The following is a 20,137-nucleotide window of genomic DNA, read 5'->3' as shown; positions in this document are numbered from 1 at the left end:
GGTCGACACAGGTTCTTACCCCGGCAATCCGCGCAAGCCTCGCATTTTACGTACGGCACCGGGGCATTGATCTTCACGGCCGGATCTTTTCGCTTCAGGGGTTGTTCCCAGGGGGTACGCCATGGCCGCAAGGCCTCTCGTCGCGCGACAGCCGAACGAACGGTTGCAGGCGCTCATCCAGGAGGCGGGGTGCTCGAACGCCGGGCTCGCCCGCCGGGTCAACATGTGCGGCGCCGAGCACGGTCTCGACCTGCGCTACGACAAGACGTCCGTGGCCCGTTGGCTGCGCGGTCAGCAGCCACGCGGACGCGCCCCGGCGATCATCGCGGAGGCGCTGGGCCGCAAGCTGGGCCGCACGGTCACGATCGACGAGATCGGCATGGCCAACGGCAAGAACCTCGCCTCGGGCGTCGGCCTCCAGTTCTCGCCGACGGTACTGGGAGCCATCGAGCAGGTCTGCGAGCTGTGGCGCAGCGACGTGGGGCGCCGGGACTTCCTGTCCGGCTCCTCCGTCGCCGCCTCCGCGCTCGTGGAGCCCAGCCGTGACTGGCTGATCTCCGCGCCCGACTCGCAGGTCTCGCGCTCGGCGGGGCCACGGGTGGGGCAGTCCGACGTGGCCGCCGTGCGCGCGATGACGCAGGCGCTCACCGACCTGGACCACCAGTACGGCAGCGGGCATGTGCGCCCGGTGGTCGTGCACTACCTCAACAGCGTCGTCTCGGGGCTGCTGGCGGGGTCGTACCGGGAGGCGGTCGGGCGCGACCTGTTCGCCGCGGTGGCCCGGCTGACCGAGCTCGCGGGCTACATGGCCGTCGACACCGGCCAGCCGGGGCTCGCCCAGCGCTACTACATCCAGGCCCTGCGCCTCGCACAGGCCGCGGGCGACCGCGCCTACGGCGGATACGTCCTCGCCGCCTCCATGAGCCACCTCGCCGCGCAGCTCGGAAACCCGCGTGAGATCGCGCAGTTGGCACGGGCGGCGCAGGAAGGGGCGCGGGGGCGCGTGACCCCGCGCGCGGAGGCGATGTTCCATGCGGCGGAGGCGCGCGGGCACGCGCTGATGGGCGACGCGCGCGCGACCGCCGGGGCATCGGGGCGTGCCGTCACGGCACTTGAGGCCGCCGACTCCGCCTCCGGGGACGACCCGGCGTGGATCTCGCACTTCGACGAGGCGTATCTCGCCGACGAGTTGGCGCACTGCCACCGCGACCTCGGCCAGGCCGACGCGGCGGCACGGCAGGCGCAGGAGGCGCTGGACCGGCTCCCGGAGACGAAGGCGCGCAGGCGGGCCATCGGCTACGTCCTGCTGGCCACGGCGCTGGTGCAGCAGCGCGAGATCGAGCAGGCCTGCAGCACCGGGCTGAAGGCGGTGGACCTCCTCGAGACCCTGCGCTCCAATCGGGGCGCCGACTACCTCGAGGACTTCCAGCAGCGGCTGGAGCCGTATCAGGACGAGCCGGTGGTAAGGGAGTTCGGGGCGCGCATGGGCGTGCAGGCAGCGGCCTGAGCGCCGTGCGAGCCGCGAAACATGGACACATACAGCGCTTTGTAGACCGGTTTTGTTACTGCTGTCACAGGGAAGGAGGTTAGGCCCAGAGCTGCGTGGCACCCGGCTCGGAGGACCCGGTAGCGTGAGCCGACGATTCCGAAGGTCCCCCATTCGTAGGAGTCCCGGTGACGCAGAGTGGACAGGGCGAGGAGCCCTCGCAGCGCGAAGCGCGCGAAGGCATCGTGCTGCCCTCGGACGGAAGCGAACCGCTGCTGCCGGGCATGCTGGGCGCACAGGCCCCGGTCGGTCCGTACAACGGCCGGCACAGCGGCTCGCACGACGCCACCGGCCCGTACGACGCCAACGGCTCGTACGGCGGCCCGCAGGCCGGAGCCCCGACCGTGGGACAGGCCTGGGGCACGCCCTGGGGCCCCGGCGAGCAGCAGAGCCCGGCCCCGGCGCAGGGCGAGGGCTGGGGAACGCCGCAGACCCAGTCGTGGAGCACGCCCGAGCAGCACCAGCCGCAGGCGGACCAGTGGGGCGCGCCCGCGCCCGACCCCTCGGCCGCGCTGCCGCCGGAGAGTTCGTCCTACGGCGCCCCCGGCGCGGCCCTCCCGCCGCCCCGGCAGGGCCGCCACTCCGCGCCCCTGCCGCCCGCCGACGGGTACGCCGGCCAGGACCACGGCGCGGCGAGCGCCCCGCTGCCGCCCGCCGCCCCGGGCGGCTACGGCTCGCCCGCCGCCGGCGCGTACGGCGGCCCGCTGCCGCCCGCCGCCGACGAGGGCGCCACGCAGTTCATCCCGCCGATGACCGCGCCGGCCGACGAAGGGGCGACGCAGTACATACCCCCCGTCGGGCCGGGAGCACTGCCACCCGAGGTGGGCGGCGCACCGGCCGCCTCCGAGGCGACGCAGTTCCTGGGGCACGCGCAGCAGCCCGGCGCCGGGCCGATGCCGCCCGCGTCCGGGCCCGACGCCGAGGCCACGCAGTACATCGCCCCGGTGACCGACCAGCCCGGCGGCATGCCGTACGGCATGGCGCAGGGCGAGGACCGGCAGCCGCCCGCCGAGTTCGACAACCTCTTCCGCAGCGGGCCGGGCGGCGAGAGCCCGGCCGCGGCCACCCAGCAGATGCCGCGCTTCGAGCAGCCCCAGCAGTCCTACGGGCGTCCCCAGCAGCCCGCGCCCGCGTACGCCCCGCCCGGCGACGAAGGCCGGGGCGGCAGACGCGGCGGCGGCCAGGGCCGGTCGCGGGTACCGCTCATCGCGGCCGTCGGCATCGGCATCGTCGTCCTCGGTGTCGGCGCCGGTGCGCTGCTCGGCGGTGGCGGGGGCGGCGACGGCAAGGACAAGAACCAGACGGTCTCCGCCACGGCCCCGGCGACGGACGGCTCCGCGTCGCCCGCCGCGGACCCGGCGAAGCAGCAGGCCGTCGCCCTGGACAAGCTGCTGGCCGACAGCGGCGACAGCCGTGCCTCGGTGATCCGGGCGGTGGCCGACGTCAAGGGGTGCAAGAACCAGGGCCAGGCGGCCTCGGATCTGCGTGCCGCGGCGAAGCAGCGCAACCAGCTGGTCACCCGGCTGTCCGCCCTGTCCGTCGACAAGCTCCCGAACCACGCGGCGCTGACCACCGCGCTCACCAAGGCGTGGCAGGCGTCCGCCGCCGCCGACAACCACTACGCGGCCTGGGCCGACCAGGTGGGCGGCAAGAAGGGCTGCAAGAAGGGCCAGGCCCGCCCGAGCGGCCAGACCCAGGCCGGCAACCGCGCGAGCGGCACCGCGAGCCAGCAGAAGGTGCAGGCGGCCGGGCTGTGGAACGCCATCGCCAAGACGTACGGACTGACCCAGCGCCAGCCGACCCAGCTCTAGGGGCGGCCGGGACACGCGCCGGGGGGCGCGGAGGTGCACCTCAGTGCACGTCCGCGCCCTCCAGCGTCTTGGTCGCGTTGACGAACCCCTTGTCCGCCGCCACGAGTTGGCCCTGGCGTACGACCTGGAGCGTCACGTCGGCGTTGACCAGGCGGGGGAAGCCGATGGCGGCCAGCCGGCTCTCGTCGGCCCAGTGCAGCTTCGGCGTGAGCCCGCCCGTGCCGACCTTCAGCCCGTCGTCGAGGGCCTTGCGCACGGTGTCGGCGGTGACGTCGCCGCTGCCCAGCGACTCGACGGCGGCCTTGAACACCGTGTACGCGATCCAGGTCGTCTGCACGCCGGCGTCCGCGGGGTCGATGCGGTTGTCGCCGAAGGCCTGCTCCTGGATCACCTTCTTCATGGGGTCCCAGCGCTTGTCGTTGGCCACCGGGTACCAGCCGGTGATGTACGACCCCTCGTACGGGCCGGACTGCCCGCCGGACTCGTTGATCACCGTCTGGTCGACGCTGTCGAGCGTGGCGGCGGTCTTCACCGCGGGGTAGTCCTGCCGGTCCCGCCGGAAGGAGTCCATGAAGGTGTCGGTGCGGTCCCCGAGCGCGGGGATCACGCACCCCTTCTTCGCCGGGTCGGTCGTGGTCGTCTTCAGCGCCTTCTGCGAGGGCCACGAGTACTCGGTGGTGTCGTCCGCCGCCCGCTGGTCCGCCGCGTCCGGGTGCCCGCCCACCTTGAGGCCGGAGTCGAGCATGGCGGGCAGCTCGTCGCCCGCGATGCTGTCGGGCCGTACGAGCGCCACGGGGCCGCAGCCGCCGGAGAGCTCCTTGCCGAGACCCGCCAGCAGGGCGGGCTGGCCGCCGTTGACCGGATAGGACAGCGGGCTGGTGAACTCCGCGGTGGTGACGCCGTAGCCACCTATGTAGGGGATGCCGGCGCTCTCCAGTGTCGGCAGGTAGGAGTCGCCGTACTGGCTGTAGGAGCCGACGACCGCGACGACGTCGTTCTTGACGGCGGTGGTCGCGCACTCCGCGGCGGCCACGCTGTCGTTGTGGTCGTTGCAGGTCAGGACCTTCAGCTTGTGTCCGGCGATGCCGCCGTGGGCGTTGATCCAGCGGGCGTAGGCCCGGGCGAAGGCGGGCATGCCGGGCTTGTTGGTCGCGCTGGTCTGCTCCGGGGCCCACGTCATGACGGTGATCGGGTCATCCCCGGAGCCCCCCGTGGCACCGGGGATGACCCCGCATCCGGCGGCGAGCGACGCACACGCGGCCAACGCCCCCGCCGACAGCACGGTGGCTCTGCGAGGCCTGGTGCGCAGGAGACGGATGGTGTTGGGGACGCGTCGCCGACCGGTCATGGACACACACGCTTCCGCCACATCAACAACCCGGGGGTGACCCACGGTTATCGAGTGGTGGCTGCAAGGTGAATTGCAGGGGTCGATGAGGCGCCTGAGCGGAAGAACGTACGATCGGTGACCGTGCAAGCTCCGGAGAACTCTTCCCGCCGTGGCCGTCGCTCCCCCACCATGGGCGGCATGCCACTCAACGACATGCCGTGGTGGCGCTGGCGCAGCAATGTGCGCTCCGCGCTGCACATGCTCTCCGACCCGGTGTTCCAGCGGGACGTCTGGCTGGCCGGTGTCGACGGGTACGGGGACGTGACCGACGCCGTCTACCGCCTGGTCGAGGACACCTGGCTGGACAACTGGTCCGCCGAGAAGTACGTCGGCACGATCTTCCGGGACTCCCAGGAGGCGGCCCTCGTCGACACCGCCGTGCTGCGGGTGCTGCGGATCATGCACCAGGTGGGGCCGGACGCCCAGGTCTCCGCGTACTTCGAGAACGAGGGCTGGCCGGAGGCGGTCCGGGCGGCCCGGGACGCGCATGTGCGGATGGCCGCGGCCGACGGCGAGGACGCGGACACCCCGCCGCGCACCCTCGAGCTGCTGCGGATCATGACGCGGTCCGCCTAGCGGACCCGGGCCCGTCCGCGGGCCCGTGTATGGGACCCTGTCCTGCATGAACGAGCAGTCCACCCGAGCCGCGGCGGCCAGTGACCAGTACGTCCTCACGCTCTCCTGCCCCGACAAGCAGGGCATCGTGCACGCCGTGTCGAGCTACCTCTTCATGACCGGCTGCAACATCGAGGACAGCCAGCAGTTCGGCGACCACGACACGGGTCTGTTCTTCATGCGCGTCCACTTCTCGGCGGAGACTCCGGTGACGGTGGCCAAGCTGCGGGCGAGCTTCGCGGCCATCGGCGACGCCTTCCACATGGACTGGCAGATCAACCGGGCCGACGAGAAGATGCGGATCGTCCTCATGGTCAGCAAGTTCGGGCACTGCCTGAACGACCTGCTGTTCCGGGCGCGGATCGGTGCGCTGCCGGTGGAGATCGCCGCCGTGGTGTCCAACCACACCGACTTCGCCGAGCTCGTGGGCTCGTACGAGATCCCCTTCCACCACATTCCGGTGACCAAGGAGACCAAGGCGGACGCGGAGGCGCGGGTGCTGGCGGTCGTTCGTGAGAACGACGTCGAACTGGTCGTGCTGGCCCGGTACATGCAGGTGCTCTCCGACGATCTGTGCAAGCAGCTGAGCGGCAAGATCATCAACATCCACCACTCGTTCCTGCCGAGCTTCAAGGGCGCGAAGCCGTACCACCAGGCTCACGCCCGGGGGGTCAAGCTGATCGGGGCCACGGCGCACTACGTGACCGCCGATCTCGACGAGGGCCCGATCATCGAGCAGGAGGTCGAGCGGGTGGGGCATGACGTCACGCCGGATCAGCTGGTCGCGGTGGGGCGGGACGTGGAGTGCCAGGCGCTGGCGCGGGCCGTCAAGTGGCATGCCGAGCGTCGTATCCTGCTCAACGGACGCCGGACGGTCGTGTTCGCCTAGTCGCTCGGGCGGCCGGGTGCGTCGGCGGGTGCGGGTGCGTCGTGGCTTGTCGCGCAGTTCCCCGCGCCCCTGAAAGAACTTGCGGTGAAGCCTCCCAGGGGCGCGGGGAACTGCGCGACCGGCCACAGACGATCTGCAGCCGCCGACGCACACGAACCCACCCCTACAGACGGCTCAAGGACGCCGCAGCGAACAGGACATCCCTGATCGCCTCCTTGTCACCGACCTGACCGACCGCCGCATCCGCCGGAGGCACATGCCCGGCGGCCAGGCGGCAGAACTCCACGCCGTCCAGGGCGATATGGGCGACCTCGTGCTCGGCGGAGCCCACCGCCGCGGGGGAGTCGAGGGGGATCAGCCACTCGCCGCCGCCCGAGCCCTCGATCTCCAGGCGCAGGCTGCGGCCGGGCTCGCCGGCCGGGACGAGGTGGCGTCCGTGGGTGGGCGAGGCCAGCCCCGTCCGGCGGCGCTGGGCCAGCGCGCCGGGCAGCACGCGGGCCGCGAGGTCGATCATGCGGTGCAGGTGGCGCGGGGCGGGCGGGCCGTAGGGGTAGTCGACCGCCTCGGCGATGTCCTCCGCGTGCACCCAGCACTCGAAGGCCCGGTCCACCATCGCGTCGTGCAGCGGCAGTTCGAAGTCGCCGTAGGAGACCGCGAGGCGTGCGGAGCCGGTGCCGCCGCCCGCGAAGCCCACCGTGCGCACGAGGTCGTGGGTCTGCTCCCGCCAGGGTGCCCGGACCGAGCGGCCGGGCGGGACATGCGTGGTGCGCCAGTACGTCTCCGTGCGGGTCCGGGGCGAGGGGCCCTCCGCGGCACAGTCGCCCAGCGGGTCGTCCAGGCCGAGGGCGACCGCGACCAGGCCGTCGACCGACAGCAGGTGGGCGATGACGCCGGCGACGGTCGTACGACGGCTCGCCGGGCCCTCGCCGTCGAACCAGCGCAGCCGCACGGGCGCGTGCCACTCGGCGTCCCCGATGTCCTGCAGCAGGGCGTCGAGGCGGGCGGTCTCGGCGTCGTACGGGGCCGCCCACCCGGGCACCGGGATGCGCGGCGGGCGCCGGTCGAGGCAGCCGTCCAGGACGCGGGTGCGCAGGGCCGGGTCCAGGTCGAGGGTCTCCTGCGGGTGCAGCAGGCCGACCGCGTCGCGCAGCCGCAGCGCCTCCTCGGCGCAGGTGCCGCAGTCGCCGAGATGCTCCTCGACGGCGACCGTCTCCTCCGGCGAGCAGGCGGCCAGCGCCCAGGCGCCGAGGAGCGACTTCAGCACGCGGTGCTCCAGCACGAGCGGGACGGGCCGCGGCGCCGGCTCGTCAGGCCTCTCCAGCGCGGGCAGCGGCCGGCCGCCGTCCTCCACGGACGAGCGGGGCATGGGTATGCGGGGCGGCCGGTCGGGGTCCTTGCCGGTGCCGCCGCCGTTCGCGGGGCCGCCGGGGACGCCGGGCTCGTGCTGCCGCCCGGACCTGCCGCCCTGCTCCCCCTTGTCGTCCCTGCCCTCGAAGCCGCCGGACTCATAGCGGTCGGCGTTGCCTCCGTCGTTCACGCCGCACCCCCGTAGCCGGGCGGGGCCCCGGGTGCGCCGGCGTCGTGGGCGGTGGACAGCAGTTGCAGGCCGAGGCGGAGCCGGCGGCGGGCCTCGTCCTCGGTGACGCCGAGGTCGGCCGCGGCCTGGCGGTAGTCGCGGCGCTGGAAGTAGGCCAGCTCCAGGGCGGCGCGCAGCGGGACGGGCATGGACTGGACGATGTAGTCGGCGCGCGCGGCGATCGAGGCGCGGCGGACCCTGCGCTCCAGCTCCTCGGCGGAGCCGCCGGAGCCCTGGGCCATGGCGGCGGTCTCGGTGGCGCGCAGCCGCTGCACGGCGAGGCGGTGGGTCAGCGTCGCGACCCAGGAGCGCAGCGGGCCCTGCCTCGGGTCGTAGGACTCGGGGTGCTCCCAGACGTGCACGAACACCTCGCGGGTGATGGTGTCGGCGGCGCGCTCGTCGCCGAGGACGCGGTGGGCGAGGCCGTGGACGAGCGAGGCGAACCGGTCGTAGAGCTCGCCGAGGGCGGCCGCCTCACCGCGTGCGAGCCGCTGCTGCATCTTGCGGTCCCAGCGGGGCGGTACGTCCTTCTTCGCCATGCGGCCCCCTCACCCGTACGTCTGCCTCGACCCAGCCTGCGTCCATCCTCTCCTCGAATGTAGTCGGCACCTCCGACAGCGCACGCCCCTTTGTGCCATTGGGCGCCCCCGGCGCGGTCGGAGGTGATAGTGGAGCACCGCCTACCCGGTTCAGATCTGATCGAACAGGATCGATACCGAACAAAACCAGCCGTTTACGATCGCTATTCGTTTCTGGTGTCGTGTTTCAGGGAACGGCGGCTGGGCAGCCGCGCTGCAAGGAAGCGAAGGAGTGGCTTCCGGTTCGAGGGGGTCCGGCGAACGAAAGGCATGGTGGTGGCGTTCTATGTGACCGGCGGCGAGCAGGGCCCTTGGATCGTGCTCAGCGTGTCGGGCGAACTGGACCTGGTGACGTCGCCGGTGCTGCGGCAGCGGGTGCACGACGTCGTCGCGGACGGCCGCCACAGCCTCGTCCTCGACCTCTCCGACGTCTTCTTCTGCGATTCCAGCGGTGTCGGCGTGCTCATCGCCTCCCGCCGGCTGATCCGCTCCTGCCAGGGCAGCCTGCGGCTGATACTCCCGGCACAGGGTGCGGTCGACGGCTCCCATGTCAACCGTGTCCTCGGCGCGCTCGGCGTGCGCCGTCTGTTCGAGGTGTACGCCGACGTGGACGACGCAGTCTCCGAGGAGGCGGGCCCGCTCTCCGCCTAGCAAGCGCCGGGCGCTCCTGCCACATCGTTGTCCCAAAATTCCCCCGGTCTTGGCACAAGCGTCGCTTTCCGCCGCCCGAAGGTCCCGCTCCGTCGTACGCTCCCGTGCAGATGCACCCGACATGACGTGAGGCGGCCCGAAAGACATGGTCAGCAGCGAGTACGAGCGCAGGATCGCGGCCCGGTTCGCCACCTTCGACCAGGACGGCAACGGCTATATCGACCGCGAGGACTTCAATGCGGCGGCCAAGGCGCTGCTCGCCGAGTTCGGTGTCGCGGCGCGGTCCGACAAGGGCCAGGCGCTGTACGCCGGCGCCGAGGCGTTCTGGCAGGGCATGGCCGGCATAGCGGACCGCGACGGCGACCAGCGCATCGACCGCGAGGAGTTCGTGAACGGCGCGGTCAAGCGGCTGCGCGACAACCCCGACCGGTTCGCCGAGATCGCCCGGCCCTTCCTGCACGCGGCCCTCGCCGTCGCGGACACCGACGGTGACGGCGCGGCCACCGTCGAGGACACCGCGCGCGTGCTGAGAATCCTGGGCGTGGGCGAGGACATCGCCAGTGCGAGCGCCGCCGTGCTCGACACCGACGGCGACGGCAGGGTCGGCGAGGCGGAGATCGTCCCGGCCTTCGCCCGCTACTTCACGGTCCCGGAGTAGCGCTCCCGCAGCCTGTACTTGAGCACCTTGCGCAAGGTGTCGTTGCGCGGAAGGGCGTCCACCACCTCCAGCTGCTCCGGCAGCTTGTGCACCGACAGCCCTTCCGCGCGCAGGTAAGAGGTCAGCGCGTCCAGGGTCGGGTCACCGGCCCCCGGCCGCCGCTCCACCACGGCGCAGACCCGCTCCCCTCGCTCGGCGTCCGGCAGCCCGACCACGGCGACGTCCCCGACGGCCGGGTGGGCGGCCAGCAGGTCCTCGATCTCCTTCGCCGAGATGTTCTCGCCCTTGCGGATGATCACGTCCTTGAGCCGCCCGGTCAGCACCAGATGCCCGCTCGCGGTCACGTGCCCGAGGTCACCGGTGCGCAGGAACCCCTCCGCGTCGAAGGCGTCCGCTGTCTGCGCCGCATCCAGATAGCCCCGGCACACGGCCTCCCCGCGCAGCCGCACCTCCCCGCCGGCGATCCGTATCTCCATCTCCTCCGGCGGCCGGCCCTCCGTCGTCGCCAGGTTCTCCGCGGTGTCGTCCGGTGCCCCCATGGTGATCATCGGCACCTCGGTCATGCCGTACCCGTGCGTGAGCTGCACCCCCATCTCGCGTACGACGGCGTGGTACACCTCCGGCGGCTTGGGCGCCCCGCCGCCCGCGAGGAGCCGTAGCGAGGGGATGACCTTGGTGCCCGGCTGCTTGCGCTGCTCGGCGAGGAACATCGAGTAGAACGCCGTCGAGCCGCCCGCGACCGTCACGCGGTGCCGGCGGTAGCCCTCCAGCGCGTCCGGCAGCGCGAACTGCTCGAACATCACCGCCGGGAAGCCGTACAGCAGCAGCATCACCGTGTAGTCGGGCCCGGCGATGTGCGCGTACGGGAAGGCCATCGAGCCCACGTCGTCCTCCGACAGGTGCAGCGCGTGCGCGAGGCACGAGCCGCCCGCGATCAGCGAACGGTCGGTGTGCAGCACGCCCTTGGGGTCGGAGGTGGTGCCCGAGGTCCAGTAGATCCAGCGCACGGAGGTGCCCTCGGCGGGCGGGGCGGGCAGTACGGACGGGTCCCCCTCGGGCAGGTCGTCGTAGGCCTCGAAGATGCCCTTGGCGCCCAGCCGCCGTGCCATCGCGGTGTGGTCGAAGCCGCGCCACTCGCCGGGGACGGCGAAGTACTCGGCCTTGGACTCGCGCAGGGCGAAGGCGACCTCGCGGTCGCGGTAGAAGGGGATGATCGGCGTCTGCACGGCGCCGAGGCGGGCCAGCGCGAAGGTCAGCAGGGCCGTCTCCAGGCGGGTCGGCAGCTGCCAGGCGACCACCGTGCCGGGCCGTACGCCCATGTCGTACAGGCCCGCCGCCACGCGCTCGGCCCCCGCGCGCAGCTCGCCGAAGCTCAGGGAGCGGTCGTCCTGAAGGAGGACCGGGCGCCCCGGGGTGAGGTCTGCGCGGCGGGCGAGAAGGTCCCAGAGGGTGCGGGACGCGCTCAGTGCGTGGGCGGTGTCGTTCACGGCGGCCCCCTCGGCCTAACTGACGGGCTGTCAGATCGTGCGCAGAGCGTAGGGCTCGGCGCCTTGTCGGTCCAGAGGCGCGGGACTAGCCTGCTTGGCGAAGCGAATCTGACGGTCCATCAGAAATCAGTCGCGTCAGGCGGAGGGGACCCATGACCGAACTGCCCCGCATCATCAGCGTCGACGACCACGTGATCGAGCCCGCACACCTCTTCGAGACGTGGCTGCCGGCCAAGTACCGCGAACGGGGCCCGCAGCCCCTGACCGCGGGCATCGGCGAACTCGCCTACGTCGCCGGCAAGTACCAGATCACGATGGACCCGGAGGGCCAGCCGACCGACTGGTGGATCTACGAGGACCTGAAGTTCCCGTACAAGCGCAACATCGCCGCGGTCGGCTTCGACCGCGACGAGATGACCCTGGAGGGGATCACCCGCGACGAGATGCGGCGCGGCTGCTGGGACCCGAAGGCGCGCCTTGAGGACATGGACCTCAACCACGTCGAGGCCAGCCTCTGCTTCCCCTCCTTCCCGCGCTTCTGCGGGCAGACCTTCGCCGAGGCGCACGACAAGGAGGTCGCGCTGGCCTGTGTGCGCGCCTACAACGACTGGATGGTCGAGGAGTGGTGCGGCGACAGCGGCGGCCGGCTCATCCCGCTGTGCCTGATCCCGCTGTGGGACGTGGAGCTGGCGGTCGCGGAGATCAGGCGCAACGCCGCGCGCGGCGTCAGGGCGGTGACCTTCTCCGAGATCCCCACCTACCTCGGCCTGCCGTCCATCCACTCCGGCTACTGGGACCCCTTCTTCGCGGTGTGCCAGGAGACCGGCACGGTCGTCAACATGCACATCGGCAGCAGCTCCCAGATGCCGGCCGCGTCCCCCGACGCGCCCCCCGCCGTCCAGGCGTCGCTGAGCTTCAACAACGCCATGGCCTCGATGATGGACTACCTGTTCAGCGGGGTGCTCGTGAAGTTCCCGCGCCTCAAACTCGCCTACTCCGAGGGGCAGATGGGCTGGATCCCGTATGCCCTGGAGCGCGCCGACGACGTGTGGGAGGAGCACCGCGCCTGGGGCGGGGTCAGGGACCTGGTGCCCGAGCCGCCGTCGACGTACTACTACCGGCAGATGTTCTGCTGCTTCTTCCGCGACAAGCACGGGGTCGCCTCGCTGGACGTCGTCGGGCGGGACAACGCCACCTTCGAGACCGACTACCCGCACGTCGACTCGACCTTCCCGAACACCAAGGAGATCGCCCTCGACCATGTGAAGGGGCTCGACGACGAGACCGTCCACAAGCTGATGCGGGGCAACGCCATCCGCATGCTCGACCTCGACCTGGACCGCTAGTGGACCTGTCGTACACCCCGCAGGAGGAGGAGTTCCGGGCGCGGCTGCGGGAGTGGCTCGGCAAGGCGCTGCCGACGCTGCCGCCGAAGCCGTCCCCGCGGGACTGGCCCGCGCGCAGGGCGTACGACCTCGGCTGGCAGCGGATGCTGTACGAGGCCGGGTACGCCGACGTCCACTGGGACGCCTCCCCGACCACCCGGCTGATCTTCCTGGAGGAGACCGAGCGGGCCGGTGCGCCCTACGTGGGGGCGAACTTCGTCGGGCTGCTGCACGCGGGGCCCACGATCGCCGCCGAGGGGACGCCGGAGCAGCGGGTGCGCTGGCTGCCGCCGGTGCTGCGCGGCGAGGAGGTCTGGTGCCAGGGCTTCAGTGAACCGGACGCCGGCTCCGACCTCGCGGCACTGCGCACGCGCGCGTGGCGGGACGGCGACGACTACGTGGTGCGCGGCTCGAAGATCTGGACCTCGCACGCCGAAGTGGCCGACTGGTGCGAGCTGTTGGTCCGCACCGACCCCGAAGCGCCGAAACACCGGGGCATCTCCTGGCTCGCGATGCCCATGGACGCCCCGGGGATCACCGTACGGCCGCTGCGGACCCTTGCCGGGTCGGCCGAGTTCGCCGAGGTGTTTTTCGACGACGTGCGCGTACCGGCCGCGAACCGGGTCGGCGAGGAGAACGACGGCTGGCGCGTGACCATGGTGACGCTGTCCTTCGAGCGCGGCACGGCGTTCGTGGGCGAGGTGGTCGCCTGCCGGCGGGTGCTGGGCGAACTCGCCTCCGCGGCCCGGGAGAACGGCCGCTGGGACGACCCCGTGCTCCGGCGCCGGCTCGGCAGGCTCAACGCCGAGTTCCGGGCGCTGTGGCGGCTCACACAGTGGAACGTGAGCGAGGCGGAGGCCTCCGGCGGGGTGCCGGGGGTGGGGGGTTCGGTTTTCAAGCTGAGCTATTCGCACGCCCGGCAGGAGCTCTACGACGCTGCCGCCGAGGTTCTGGGACCGGACTCCCTGGACTTGGACCGGCCCTGGGTGCTCGACCGGCTGTCGTCGCTGTCGTACACGATCGCGGCGGGCACTTCGCAGATTCAGCGGAACATCGTGGGCGAGCGGGTGCTGGGACTGCCGAAGGGAAGGTGAGCTGTGCGGTTTCAATTGAGCGAGGAGCATCGGGAGTTGCGCCGCGCCGTGCGGACTGCGATCGGCCGCCGGGCGGCGAGCGGCTCGTCGTGGCTGGTCGCGCAGTTCCCCGCGTCCCTGATCGGCACTGCACGGGCCGGCGATTCACCGCCCCGTCTTGATCGGGAGATGTGGCGGGCTCTCGGTGGGCTCGGGTTCTTCTCGATGCGGTTGTCCGAGGCGGAGGGAGGCGTCGGGCTCGGGTTGCCCGAGGCCGTGTTGGTGTTCGAGGAGGCCGGGCGGGCGCTGGTGCCCGGGCCGCTTGTCGCCACGCATCTTGCCGCCGGGGAGGTGCCCGGCGCGGCCACGGGGGAGGTGGTCGTGGCCGCCGCCGACGGGCGGCTCGTGGAGTGGCTGGCCGAGGCGGACGTGGTGCGGCGGGGCGCCGAGGGGGCCCTGCCGATGAAGTCGGTCGATCCGTTGACGCCCCTGCACCGGGTGCCCGCACCGGCCCGTACCGATCCCGTCGCCGTCCTGCTGACCGCCGCCGAGCAACTCGGCACGGCCACGCGTGTCTGTGAGCTGGCCGTGCAACACGCCCGGACTCGCGAGCAGTTCGGGCAGCCGATCGGGGCCTTCCAGGCGGTCAAGCATCTGTGCGCGCAGATGCTGGTGCGGGCCGAGGTCGCCCGCGCGGCCGTCTACGCGGCCGCCGTCACCGCCGACCGGGCCGACATCGCCGCGGCCCGGCTGCTCGCGGACGAGGCCGCCGAGCGCGGCGCCCGCGACTGCCTCCAGGTGCACGGCGGGATGGGCTTCACCTGGGAGAGCGAGGTGCACCTGCACCTGAAGCGGACCTGGGTCCGGGCGCAACGTGGCGGCGGCGCTACGGAGAGTGAGGAGCTGCTCGCGGCCGATCTGACCGGGTGACCGGCATGGGCCTGCGATGTCGCGGAATCGGACCTCGCAGATGTCGCGGATTGTGGCATACCGGAATTACGGAGCGTTGATATCGGGTTGTGTCCTATGCGTGACCCGTCACGTCCTGGAGTCGGCGCCCCGCTCCGGTACCTTCTGTGGGATGCGAGTGGTTCCGAGCGCGTGCCGTGCCGGTGTTGCCCCCGGGGTGATGCCTAAACAGGCCTGTTCGACTCCCCGCAGTGAGCGTCGCACAGTATGCCGCACGGGTACTCCTTCGCGCTGGAATATGCCCGAAGCGCTTGTTGGCGTGACTGTACGTCAACCATGCTGTCTTTTAAGGGATTCACGTTCCGTGACCCTTGCTCTGGGCTCTGCACTGGCCATTGTTCTGGCCATGCAGAAAATGGCTACGATCGTGGCCCTCGTCGCGGCGCGCGCGTGGCGCGAGGTCATGTGTCCGCCGGTTCGGATGGTGTGAGCGGTGCAGGTGCTTCAGGTGCAGCTGGAAGTCCGGCCCGACCCCGCTGAGGTGGGGCGAGCCCGAAAGTGGGCTCGTTCGCGTCTCGCCGGGTCCGGCATAGAGGCCGACGAGCCGCTCGCCGAGACGCTGATCCTGCTCGTCTCCGAACTGGTCACCAACGCCGTGGTGCACACCGGTTGTCCGGCCGTCCTGCGCCTGTGCCTGCCCGGTGTGGCCGGCGAATCGGCCACCGTCCGCCTGGAGGTGGCCGACAGCAGCGACCGGGCCCCCGTGCCGCGCTGCGTCGACGGTGACGCGACCGGCGGCCGCGGCCTCGCCCTCGTCGACGGTCTCGCCGACCGCTGGGGCTGGAGCCCCGAGGGTGCCGGCAAGCGCATCTGGTGCGAACTCGACCGCTGTGCACAGTCCCGCCAGGAGGCGGAGTCCTGCATGCGTGGCGTGCCGGCGTACGAGGGGCTGGCGTTCGAGGTGGTGTGACCGGCGCACGGAAGCCGGGAGTCCGGTCAGCTGCGGTGCACGGTCGCAACGACCCCCGTCCTGTCAGGTCCGGCCGGGTGCGATGCGCCGGGACGTGCTTCCGTGCGCGCCCTCGGCAAATAGGGCTTAAGTAATAAATCTCCGTACGGGTGTTGACGCAACGTGCCCGTTTGATCACGCTGTTGGTCTGCGAGTCGCCGTGAGGGGACGGCGAGGGCTTCGGTGACGGGAGCCCCCGTCGAGCGCGGATCGCGGTTCGGCGCCGGTTCCGTTCAGGGGCCAGGAGGAATCGGCGGGGTGCGCCGAAGGCGGTCGGCGGTGCGTGGTGCCGTGCTCGGGGCGGGAGCGCCGCGCCGCCGGCCGTGTGGCCTCACAGCACGGCGACGGGGGCCACGGGAGTTCCCGTCGCGCCGACGAACGGCTCGGGCATCGCCGAGAGCAGGAACGCGTACCGGCCCGCTTCTCCACAGGCTGTGGACAACTCTTCGAGATTCCAGTTCTGACCCTGCAGCATGCCCATCTCCACCAGGTCGAGCGCGTGCACGGGCAGCCACAGATCCTCGATCTCGGGAGGGAAGATCTCGAAGGTCAGGGTGTCGTTGGCCACGGCGGCGGCATCGCGCGCGTGGAACCACTCCGGCGTACGGACCGAGAGGCCCGGCGAGGGGTAGCCGTACGCCTCCCTGTCGCCGGCGAGACAGACCTGGATCTGCCCGGTCCGTACGAGGACGATGTCGCCGGCCCGCACGCGCGTGCCGCCGAACTCCTCGGCGGCCTCCAGGTCCTCGGGGGTCACCGCGTGCCCGCCCTCCAGCCGGTCCACGCCCCGTGCGTGTGCCACGTCCAGCAGCACCCCGCGCGAGACGATGTGCCGCGCCTTGTCGATGCCGGCGAACTCGGCGCCGCCGTGCGCGGTGACGGTGCCGGCCGGACGGCCGTTGTAGAGCCGCCCCGAGTGTGAGACATGGGGCAGCGCGTCCCAGTGGGTGGCCGCCTGGAGGCCCATGGTCACGGCGTCGTCGCTGCAGGCGACCGTGCCGGGACCGAACAGCTCCTGGTTGATCTGCACCATCGTGTGCAGGGGGTTGACCCGGCCCGGGATCATCCCGGTCTGCACGCCGTCCTGCTTCAGGGGCAGGGCGAGCGGAACGCGGCGGCCCGAGCGGACGGTCGCGGCGGCCTCGCGCACGACCTCGTCGGTGATCAGGTTGAGCGTGCCGATCTCGTCGTCGGAGCCCCAACGACCCCAGTTGTTCACGCGCTTGGCGATCTCGTGGAACGAATCCGGCAGCGACATCGGTCCTCCCCGGGGGCTTGTCTCCAGGTATCTGACGGGTCATAAAATCTAACGGTCCGTCAGAAACCGCGGGAAGGGGCCGGACGTGGGGAACTTCTTGGCAGGCAAGGTCGTCGCCGTGACGGGCGCCGGACGGGGCATCGGGCGGGCGGTCGCACTGACCGCGGCGGCCGAGGGAGCGCGGGTCGTCGTCAACGACTACGGCGTCTCCGTCGACGGCGCCTCCCCGGCCAGCGAGATCGCCGAGGCCGTCGTCAAGGAGATCGAGGCGGCGGGCGGGGAGGCGGTCGCCGTCGCCGACGACATCTCCACCATGGCCGGCGGGCAGCGGGTCGTGGACACCGCACTGGCCTCGTACGGGCGCCTGGACGGGGTCGTGTGCGTCGCCGGGATCCTGCGTGAGCGGATGCTGTTCAACATGTCCGAGGAGGAGTGGGATCCGGTCGTCGCCACACATCTGAAGGGAACGTTCACCGTGTTCCGGGCCGCCTCGGCGGTGATGCGGAAGCAGCGGGCGGGGACGTTGATCGGGTTCACCAGCGGCAACCACCAGGGGTCGGTGTCGCAGGCCAACTACAGCGCGGCGAAGGGCGGGATCATCTCGCTGGTGCGGAGCGCTGCGCTGGGCCTTCACAAGTACGGGGTGACCGCCAATGCGGTGGCGCCCGTCGCCCGCACGCGGATGTCCGCGAACGTTCCTGTGGAGTTGGCGGAGATGGGGGAGCCGGAGGACGTGGCTGCCCTCGTCGTCTATCTGCTGTCCGAGCGGGCCAAGGAGCACGGGATCACCGGGCAGGTGTACACGATCGCCGGGGCGAAGCTGGCGGTGTGGGCGCAGCCCTACGAACTGCGTTCGGCTTTCGCGGAAGGGGGTTCCTGGACGCCGGAGTCGATCGCGGAGTTCCTGCCGGGGTCCGTGGGGGTGGATCCGATGCCGATGCTTGAGCGGTTGGCGGCGATGGAGCGGGCGGCGGCGCGGGGGGAGCGGCCGAACGCCTAAGGGGTTGGCGGGGGGTCTGTGGTGTGCGGGTGCGGGTTCGTCGTGGCTTGTCGCGCGGTTCCCCGCGCCCCTGAAAGCCTTGCAGCTAAGGAGCCTTCGTGGACTTTGGGTTCAGTGGTGAGGACGAGACCTTTCGGGGTGAGGTGCGGGAGTGGCTTGCGGCGCATGCCCCGGGGGCGGTGGGGCGCCGGGACTGGGAGCGGACTCTCGGCAGGGACGGGTGGGTCGGGATCGGGTGGGGGGAGGCGGGGTTCGGGAACCGGACCGCCTCGCTCACCCAGCAGGTGGTCTGGGCCGAGGAGTACGCGCGGTCCGTCGCGCCGCCGCGGACCGGGCACATCGGGGAGAACCTGCTGGCGCCGACCCTGCTGGCGCACGGGACGGACGAGCAGAAGGCACGGTTCCTGCCGGCGATCGCCCGGGGCCGGGAGCTGTGGTGCCAGGGGTACAGCGAGCCCGGTGCGGGGTCGGATCTCGCCGGGATCCGCACCAAGGCCGAGCGGGGACCGGACGGGACGTACCGGATCAGCGGGCAGAAGATCTGGACCTCGCTCGCCCATGAGGCCGACTGGTGCTTCGTGCTGGCGCGGACCGAGCCAGGTTCGACGCGGCACCGCGGGCTGAGCTTCCTGCTCGTGCCGATGGACCAGCCCGGGCGCATCGAGGTGCGGCCGATCCGGCAGATGACCGGGACCAGCGACTTCAACGAGGTGTTCTTCGACGGGGCTTGCGCCCGTGCGGATCATGTCGTCGGGGGCCTCGGGGGCGGCTGGCAGGTCGCGATGAGTCTGCTGGGGTTCGAGCGGGGGGTGTCCACACTCGCTCAGCAGATCGGGTTCGCGGCCGAGCTGGGACGGGTCGTCGAGGCTGCGGTGAAGACGGGGGCCGTCGCCGATCCCGTCGTACGGGAGCGGCTGGTGCGGCAGTGGGCCGAGCTGCGGGCCATGCGGTGGAACGCCCTGCGGACGCTGGGCAGTTCGCGGGACCCTGGGGCGCCCAGCGCGGCGAAGCTGCTGTGGGGCGGCTGGCATCAGCGGCTCGGAGAGCTGGCCATGGAGGTGCGCGGGGCGGCGGCCGCGGTCGGGCCGGTGGACTGGTCGTCCCCGGCACCGTACGAACTCGACGCCTTGCAGCACCTGTTCCTCTTCTCCCGGGCCGACACCATCTACGGCGGCTCGGACCAGGTTCAGCGCACGATCATCGCCGAGCGCGTGCTCGGCCTGCCGAGGGAGCCCAAGGGAGTCGCCTGATGCGCGGAGTGCTGTTCGACGGCAAGCGGGTCGAGGTCGTGGACGACCTGGAGGTGCGGGATCCGGGACCGGGGGAGGTGCTGGTCGCGATCTCGGCGGCCGGGCTGTGCCACAGCGATCTGTCCGTGGTGGACGGGACCATACCCTTCCCCGTCCCCGTGGTGCTGGGGCATGAGGGGGCGGGCGTGGTCGAGGCGGTCGGCGCCGGGGTCACGCATGTCGTGCCCGGTGACCATGTGTCCCTGTCCACGCTCGCCAACTGCGGTACGTGCGCGCAGTGCGACCGCGGGCGGCCGACGATGTGCCGGCAGGCGATCGGCCGGCCGGGGCAGCCGTTCACGCGGGGCGGGCGGCCGGTGTACCAGTTCGCCTCGAACTCCGCGTTCGCGGAGCGGACCGTGGTGAAGGCGGTGCAGGCGGTCCGGATACCCAAGGACATCCCGCTGCCGTCCGCCGCCCTGATCGGGTGCGGGGTGCTGACCGGGGTGGGGGCCGTGCTCAACCGGGCGCGGGTGGACCGCGGGGAGTCGGTCCTCGTCATCGGCACCGGCGGCATCGGGCTCAACGTCATCCAGGGCGCCCGGATCGCCGGGGCACTGAGGATCGTCGCCGTCGACGCCAACCCGGCGAAGGAGGCGGTGGCCCGGCAGTTCGGGGCGACGGACTTCCTGACGTCGACGGACGGGGTGAAGGACATCCTGCCGACGGGGGCCGACCACGCCTTCGAGTGCGTCGGGCGGGTGGAGCTGATCCGGCAGGCGATCGATCTGCTGGACCGGCACGGCCAGGCGGTGCTGCTCGGCGTCCCGCCGGCGACCGCGGAGGCGTCCTTCCTCGTCTCCTCCATGTACCTCGACAAGTCCATCCTCGGCTGCCGGTACGGGTCTTCACGGCCGCAGCGGGACATCGCCCGGTACGCCGAGCTGTACCGGGCGGGGCGGCTGCTGCTGGACGAATTGGTGACGGAGACCTATCCCGTCGAGGACTTCGCGAAGGCCGAGGCGGACGCGGAGGCGGGGCGGGTCGCGCGCGGGGTGCTCACGTTCTGACGA

18 protein-coding genes are annotated in these 20,137 nt (G+C 71.9%); 13 read left to right on the top strand and 5 right to left on the bottom strand.

All coding sequences use genetic code 11. The features are described from left to right. Positions 1-121 precede the first annotated feature (121 nt). Together ACGFYN_RS28610 and ACGFYN_RS28605 are read left to right on the top strand one after the other, a co-directional pair. Positions 122-1,507 (top strand): transcriptional regulator, encoded by a 1,386-nt coding sequence (locus ACGFYN_RS28610; RefSeq protein ID WP_393868760.1) that lies wholly within the window; start codon positions 122-124, stop codon positions 1,505-1,507. A 167-nt stretch (positions 1,508-1,674) separates the two neighbouring features. Then, positions 1,675-3,357 carry a hypothetical protein gene (locus ACGFYN_RS28605; RefSeq protein ID WP_393868759.1) on the top strand — a complete coding sequence of 561 codons (1,683 nt, stop codon included), beginning with the start codon at positions 1,675-1,677 and terminating at the stop codon, positions 3,355-3,357. Between the two features lie 40 nt (positions 3,358-3,397). Here ACGFYN_RS28605 and ACGFYN_RS28600 read toward each other — a convergent pair whose 3' ends face one another. Then, on the bottom strand, positions 3,398-4,705 hold the full coding sequence (locus ACGFYN_RS28600) for an ABC transporter substrate-binding protein (protein WP_393868758.1): 1,308 nt from the start codon (positions 4,703-4,705) through the stop codon (positions 3,398-3,400). 117 nt (positions 4,706-4,822) lie between these two features. Here ACGFYN_RS28600 and ACGFYN_RS28595 point away from each other — a divergent pair, with 117 nt between their 5' ends. Then, on the top strand, positions 4,823-5,323 hold the full coding sequence (locus ACGFYN_RS28595) for a hypothetical protein (RefSeq protein ID WP_393868757.1): 501 nt from the start codon (positions 4,823-4,825) through the stop codon (positions 5,321-5,323). Positions 5,324-5,369: 46 nt separating this feature from the next. Further along, positions 5,370-6,251 carry a formyltetrahydrofolate deformylase gene (gene purU, locus ACGFYN_RS28590; RefSeq protein ID WP_393868756.1) on the top strand — a complete coding sequence of 294 codons (882 nt, stop codon included), beginning with the start codon at positions 5,370-5,372 and terminating at the stop codon, positions 6,249-6,251. A gap of 163 nt (positions 6,252-6,414) precedes the next feature. Here the strand turns inward: purU and ACGFYN_RS28585 are convergent, their stop codons facing one another. After that, positions 6,415-7,788, bottom strand: coding sequence for a maleylpyruvate isomerase N-terminal domain-containing protein (locus tag ACGFYN_RS28585; RefSeq protein WP_393868755.1), 1,374 nt, complete (start codon positions 7,786-7,788; stop codon positions 6,415-6,417). After that, positions 7,785-8,366 (bottom strand): sigma-70 family RNA polymerase sigma factor, encoded by a 582-nt coding sequence (locus ACGFYN_RS28580; protein ID WP_393868754.1) that lies wholly within the window; start codon positions 8,364-8,366, stop codon positions 7,785-7,787. Before ACGFYN_RS28580 ends, ACGFYN_RS28585 begins: the two co-directional genes overlap by 4 nt. Before the next feature lie 309 nt (positions 8,367-8,675). Here ACGFYN_RS28580 and ACGFYN_RS28575 point away from each other — a divergent pair, with 309 nt between their 5' ends. Both ACGFYN_RS28575 and ACGFYN_RS28570 read left to right on the top strand, forming a co-directional pair. After that, positions 8,676-9,056, top strand: coding sequence for an STAS domain-containing protein (locus ACGFYN_RS28575; RefSeq protein WP_393868753.1), 381 nt, complete (start codon positions 8,676-8,678; stop codon positions 9,054-9,056). A 145-nt stretch (positions 9,057-9,201) separates the two neighbouring features. Beyond that, positions 9,202-9,714 (top strand): EF-hand domain-containing protein, encoded by a 513-nt coding sequence (locus ACGFYN_RS28570; RefSeq protein WP_393868752.1) that lies wholly within the window; start codon positions 9,202-9,204, stop codon positions 9,712-9,714. On the opposite strand, the gene ACGFYN_RS28565 is transcribed toward ACGFYN_RS28570, so the two are convergent. Continuing rightward, positions 9,693-11,201 carry a class I adenylate-forming enzyme family protein gene (locus tag ACGFYN_RS28565; RefSeq protein ID WP_393868751.1) on the bottom strand — a complete coding sequence of 503 codons (1,509 nt, stop codon included), beginning with the start codon at positions 11,199-11,201 and terminating at the stop codon, positions 9,693-9,695. The genes ACGFYN_RS28570 and ACGFYN_RS28565 overlap by 22 nt on opposite strands. Before the next feature lie 152 nt (positions 11,202-11,353). On the opposite strand from ACGFYN_RS28565, the gene ACGFYN_RS28560 reads away from it, so the two are divergent. The 4 genes from ACGFYN_RS28560 (at position 11,354) to ACGFYN_RS28545 (ending at position 15,538) form a co-directional block, all read left to right on the top strand. Beyond that, a complete protein-coding gene (locus ACGFYN_RS28560; protein WP_393868750.1) occupies positions 11,354-12,547 on the top strand; it encodes an amidohydrolase family protein in 1,194 nt (397 codons plus the stop codon). Beyond that, positions 12,547-13,680 (top strand): acyl-CoA dehydrogenase family protein, encoded by a 1,134-nt coding sequence (locus tag ACGFYN_RS28555; RefSeq protein ID WP_393868749.1) that lies wholly within the window; start codon positions 12,547-12,549, stop codon positions 13,678-13,680. Before ACGFYN_RS28560 ends, ACGFYN_RS28555 begins: the two co-directional genes overlap by 1 nt. A 3-nt stretch (positions 13,681-13,683) precedes the next feature. After that, a complete protein-coding gene (locus ACGFYN_RS28550) occupies positions 13,684-14,589 on the top strand; it encodes an acyl-CoA dehydrogenase family protein (protein ID WP_393868748.1) in 906 nt (301 codons plus the stop codon). Positions 14,590-15,076: 487 nt separating this feature from the next. Then, positions 15,077-15,538, top strand: coding sequence for an ATP-binding protein (locus ACGFYN_RS28545; RefSeq protein ID WP_393868891.1), 462 nt, complete (start codon positions 15,077-15,079; stop codon positions 15,536-15,538). Between the two features lie 370 nt (positions 15,539-15,908). Here the strand turns inward: ACGFYN_RS28545 and ACGFYN_RS28540 are convergent, their stop codons facing one another. Then, positions 15,909-16,835, bottom strand: a complete 927-nt coding sequence (locus ACGFYN_RS28540; protein ID WP_393868747.1) for a cyclase family protein — start codon at positions 16,833-16,835, stop codon at positions 15,909-15,911. Between the two features lie 85 nt (positions 16,836-16,920). On the opposite strand from ACGFYN_RS28540, the gene ACGFYN_RS28535 reads away from it, so the two are divergent. The 3 genes from ACGFYN_RS28535 (at position 16,921) to ACGFYN_RS28525 (ending at position 20,134) form a co-directional block, all read left to right on the top strand. Further along, on the top strand, positions 16,921-17,835 hold the full coding sequence (locus tag ACGFYN_RS28535; protein ID WP_393868746.1) for an SDR family NAD(P)-dependent oxidoreductase: 915 nt from the start codon (positions 16,921-16,923) through the stop codon (positions 17,833-17,835). A 98-nt stretch (positions 17,836-17,933) separates the two neighbouring features. Further along, positions 17,934-19,085, top strand: a complete 1,152-nt coding sequence (locus ACGFYN_RS28530) for an acyl-CoA dehydrogenase family protein (RefSeq protein WP_393868745.1) — start codon at positions 17,934-17,936, stop codon at positions 19,083-19,085. Further along, the gene (locus ACGFYN_RS28525; protein WP_393868744.1) at positions 19,085-20,134 is read left to right on the top strand and encodes a Zn-dependent alcohol dehydrogenase; all 1,050 of its coding nucleotides are present in this window, start codon (positions 19,085-19,087) and stop codon (positions 20,132-20,134) included. Before ACGFYN_RS28530 ends, ACGFYN_RS28525 begins: the two co-directional genes overlap by 1 nt. Positions 20,135-20,137 lie beyond the last annotated feature (3 nt).

Source organism: Streptomyces sp. NPDC048419 (genome assembly GCF_043200415.1).
Taxonomy (GTDB): domain Bacteria; phylum Actinomycetota; class Actinomycetes; order Streptomycetales; family Streptomycetaceae; genus Streptomyces.
This window is presented reverse-complemented; position numbering and strand designations above follow the sequence as displayed.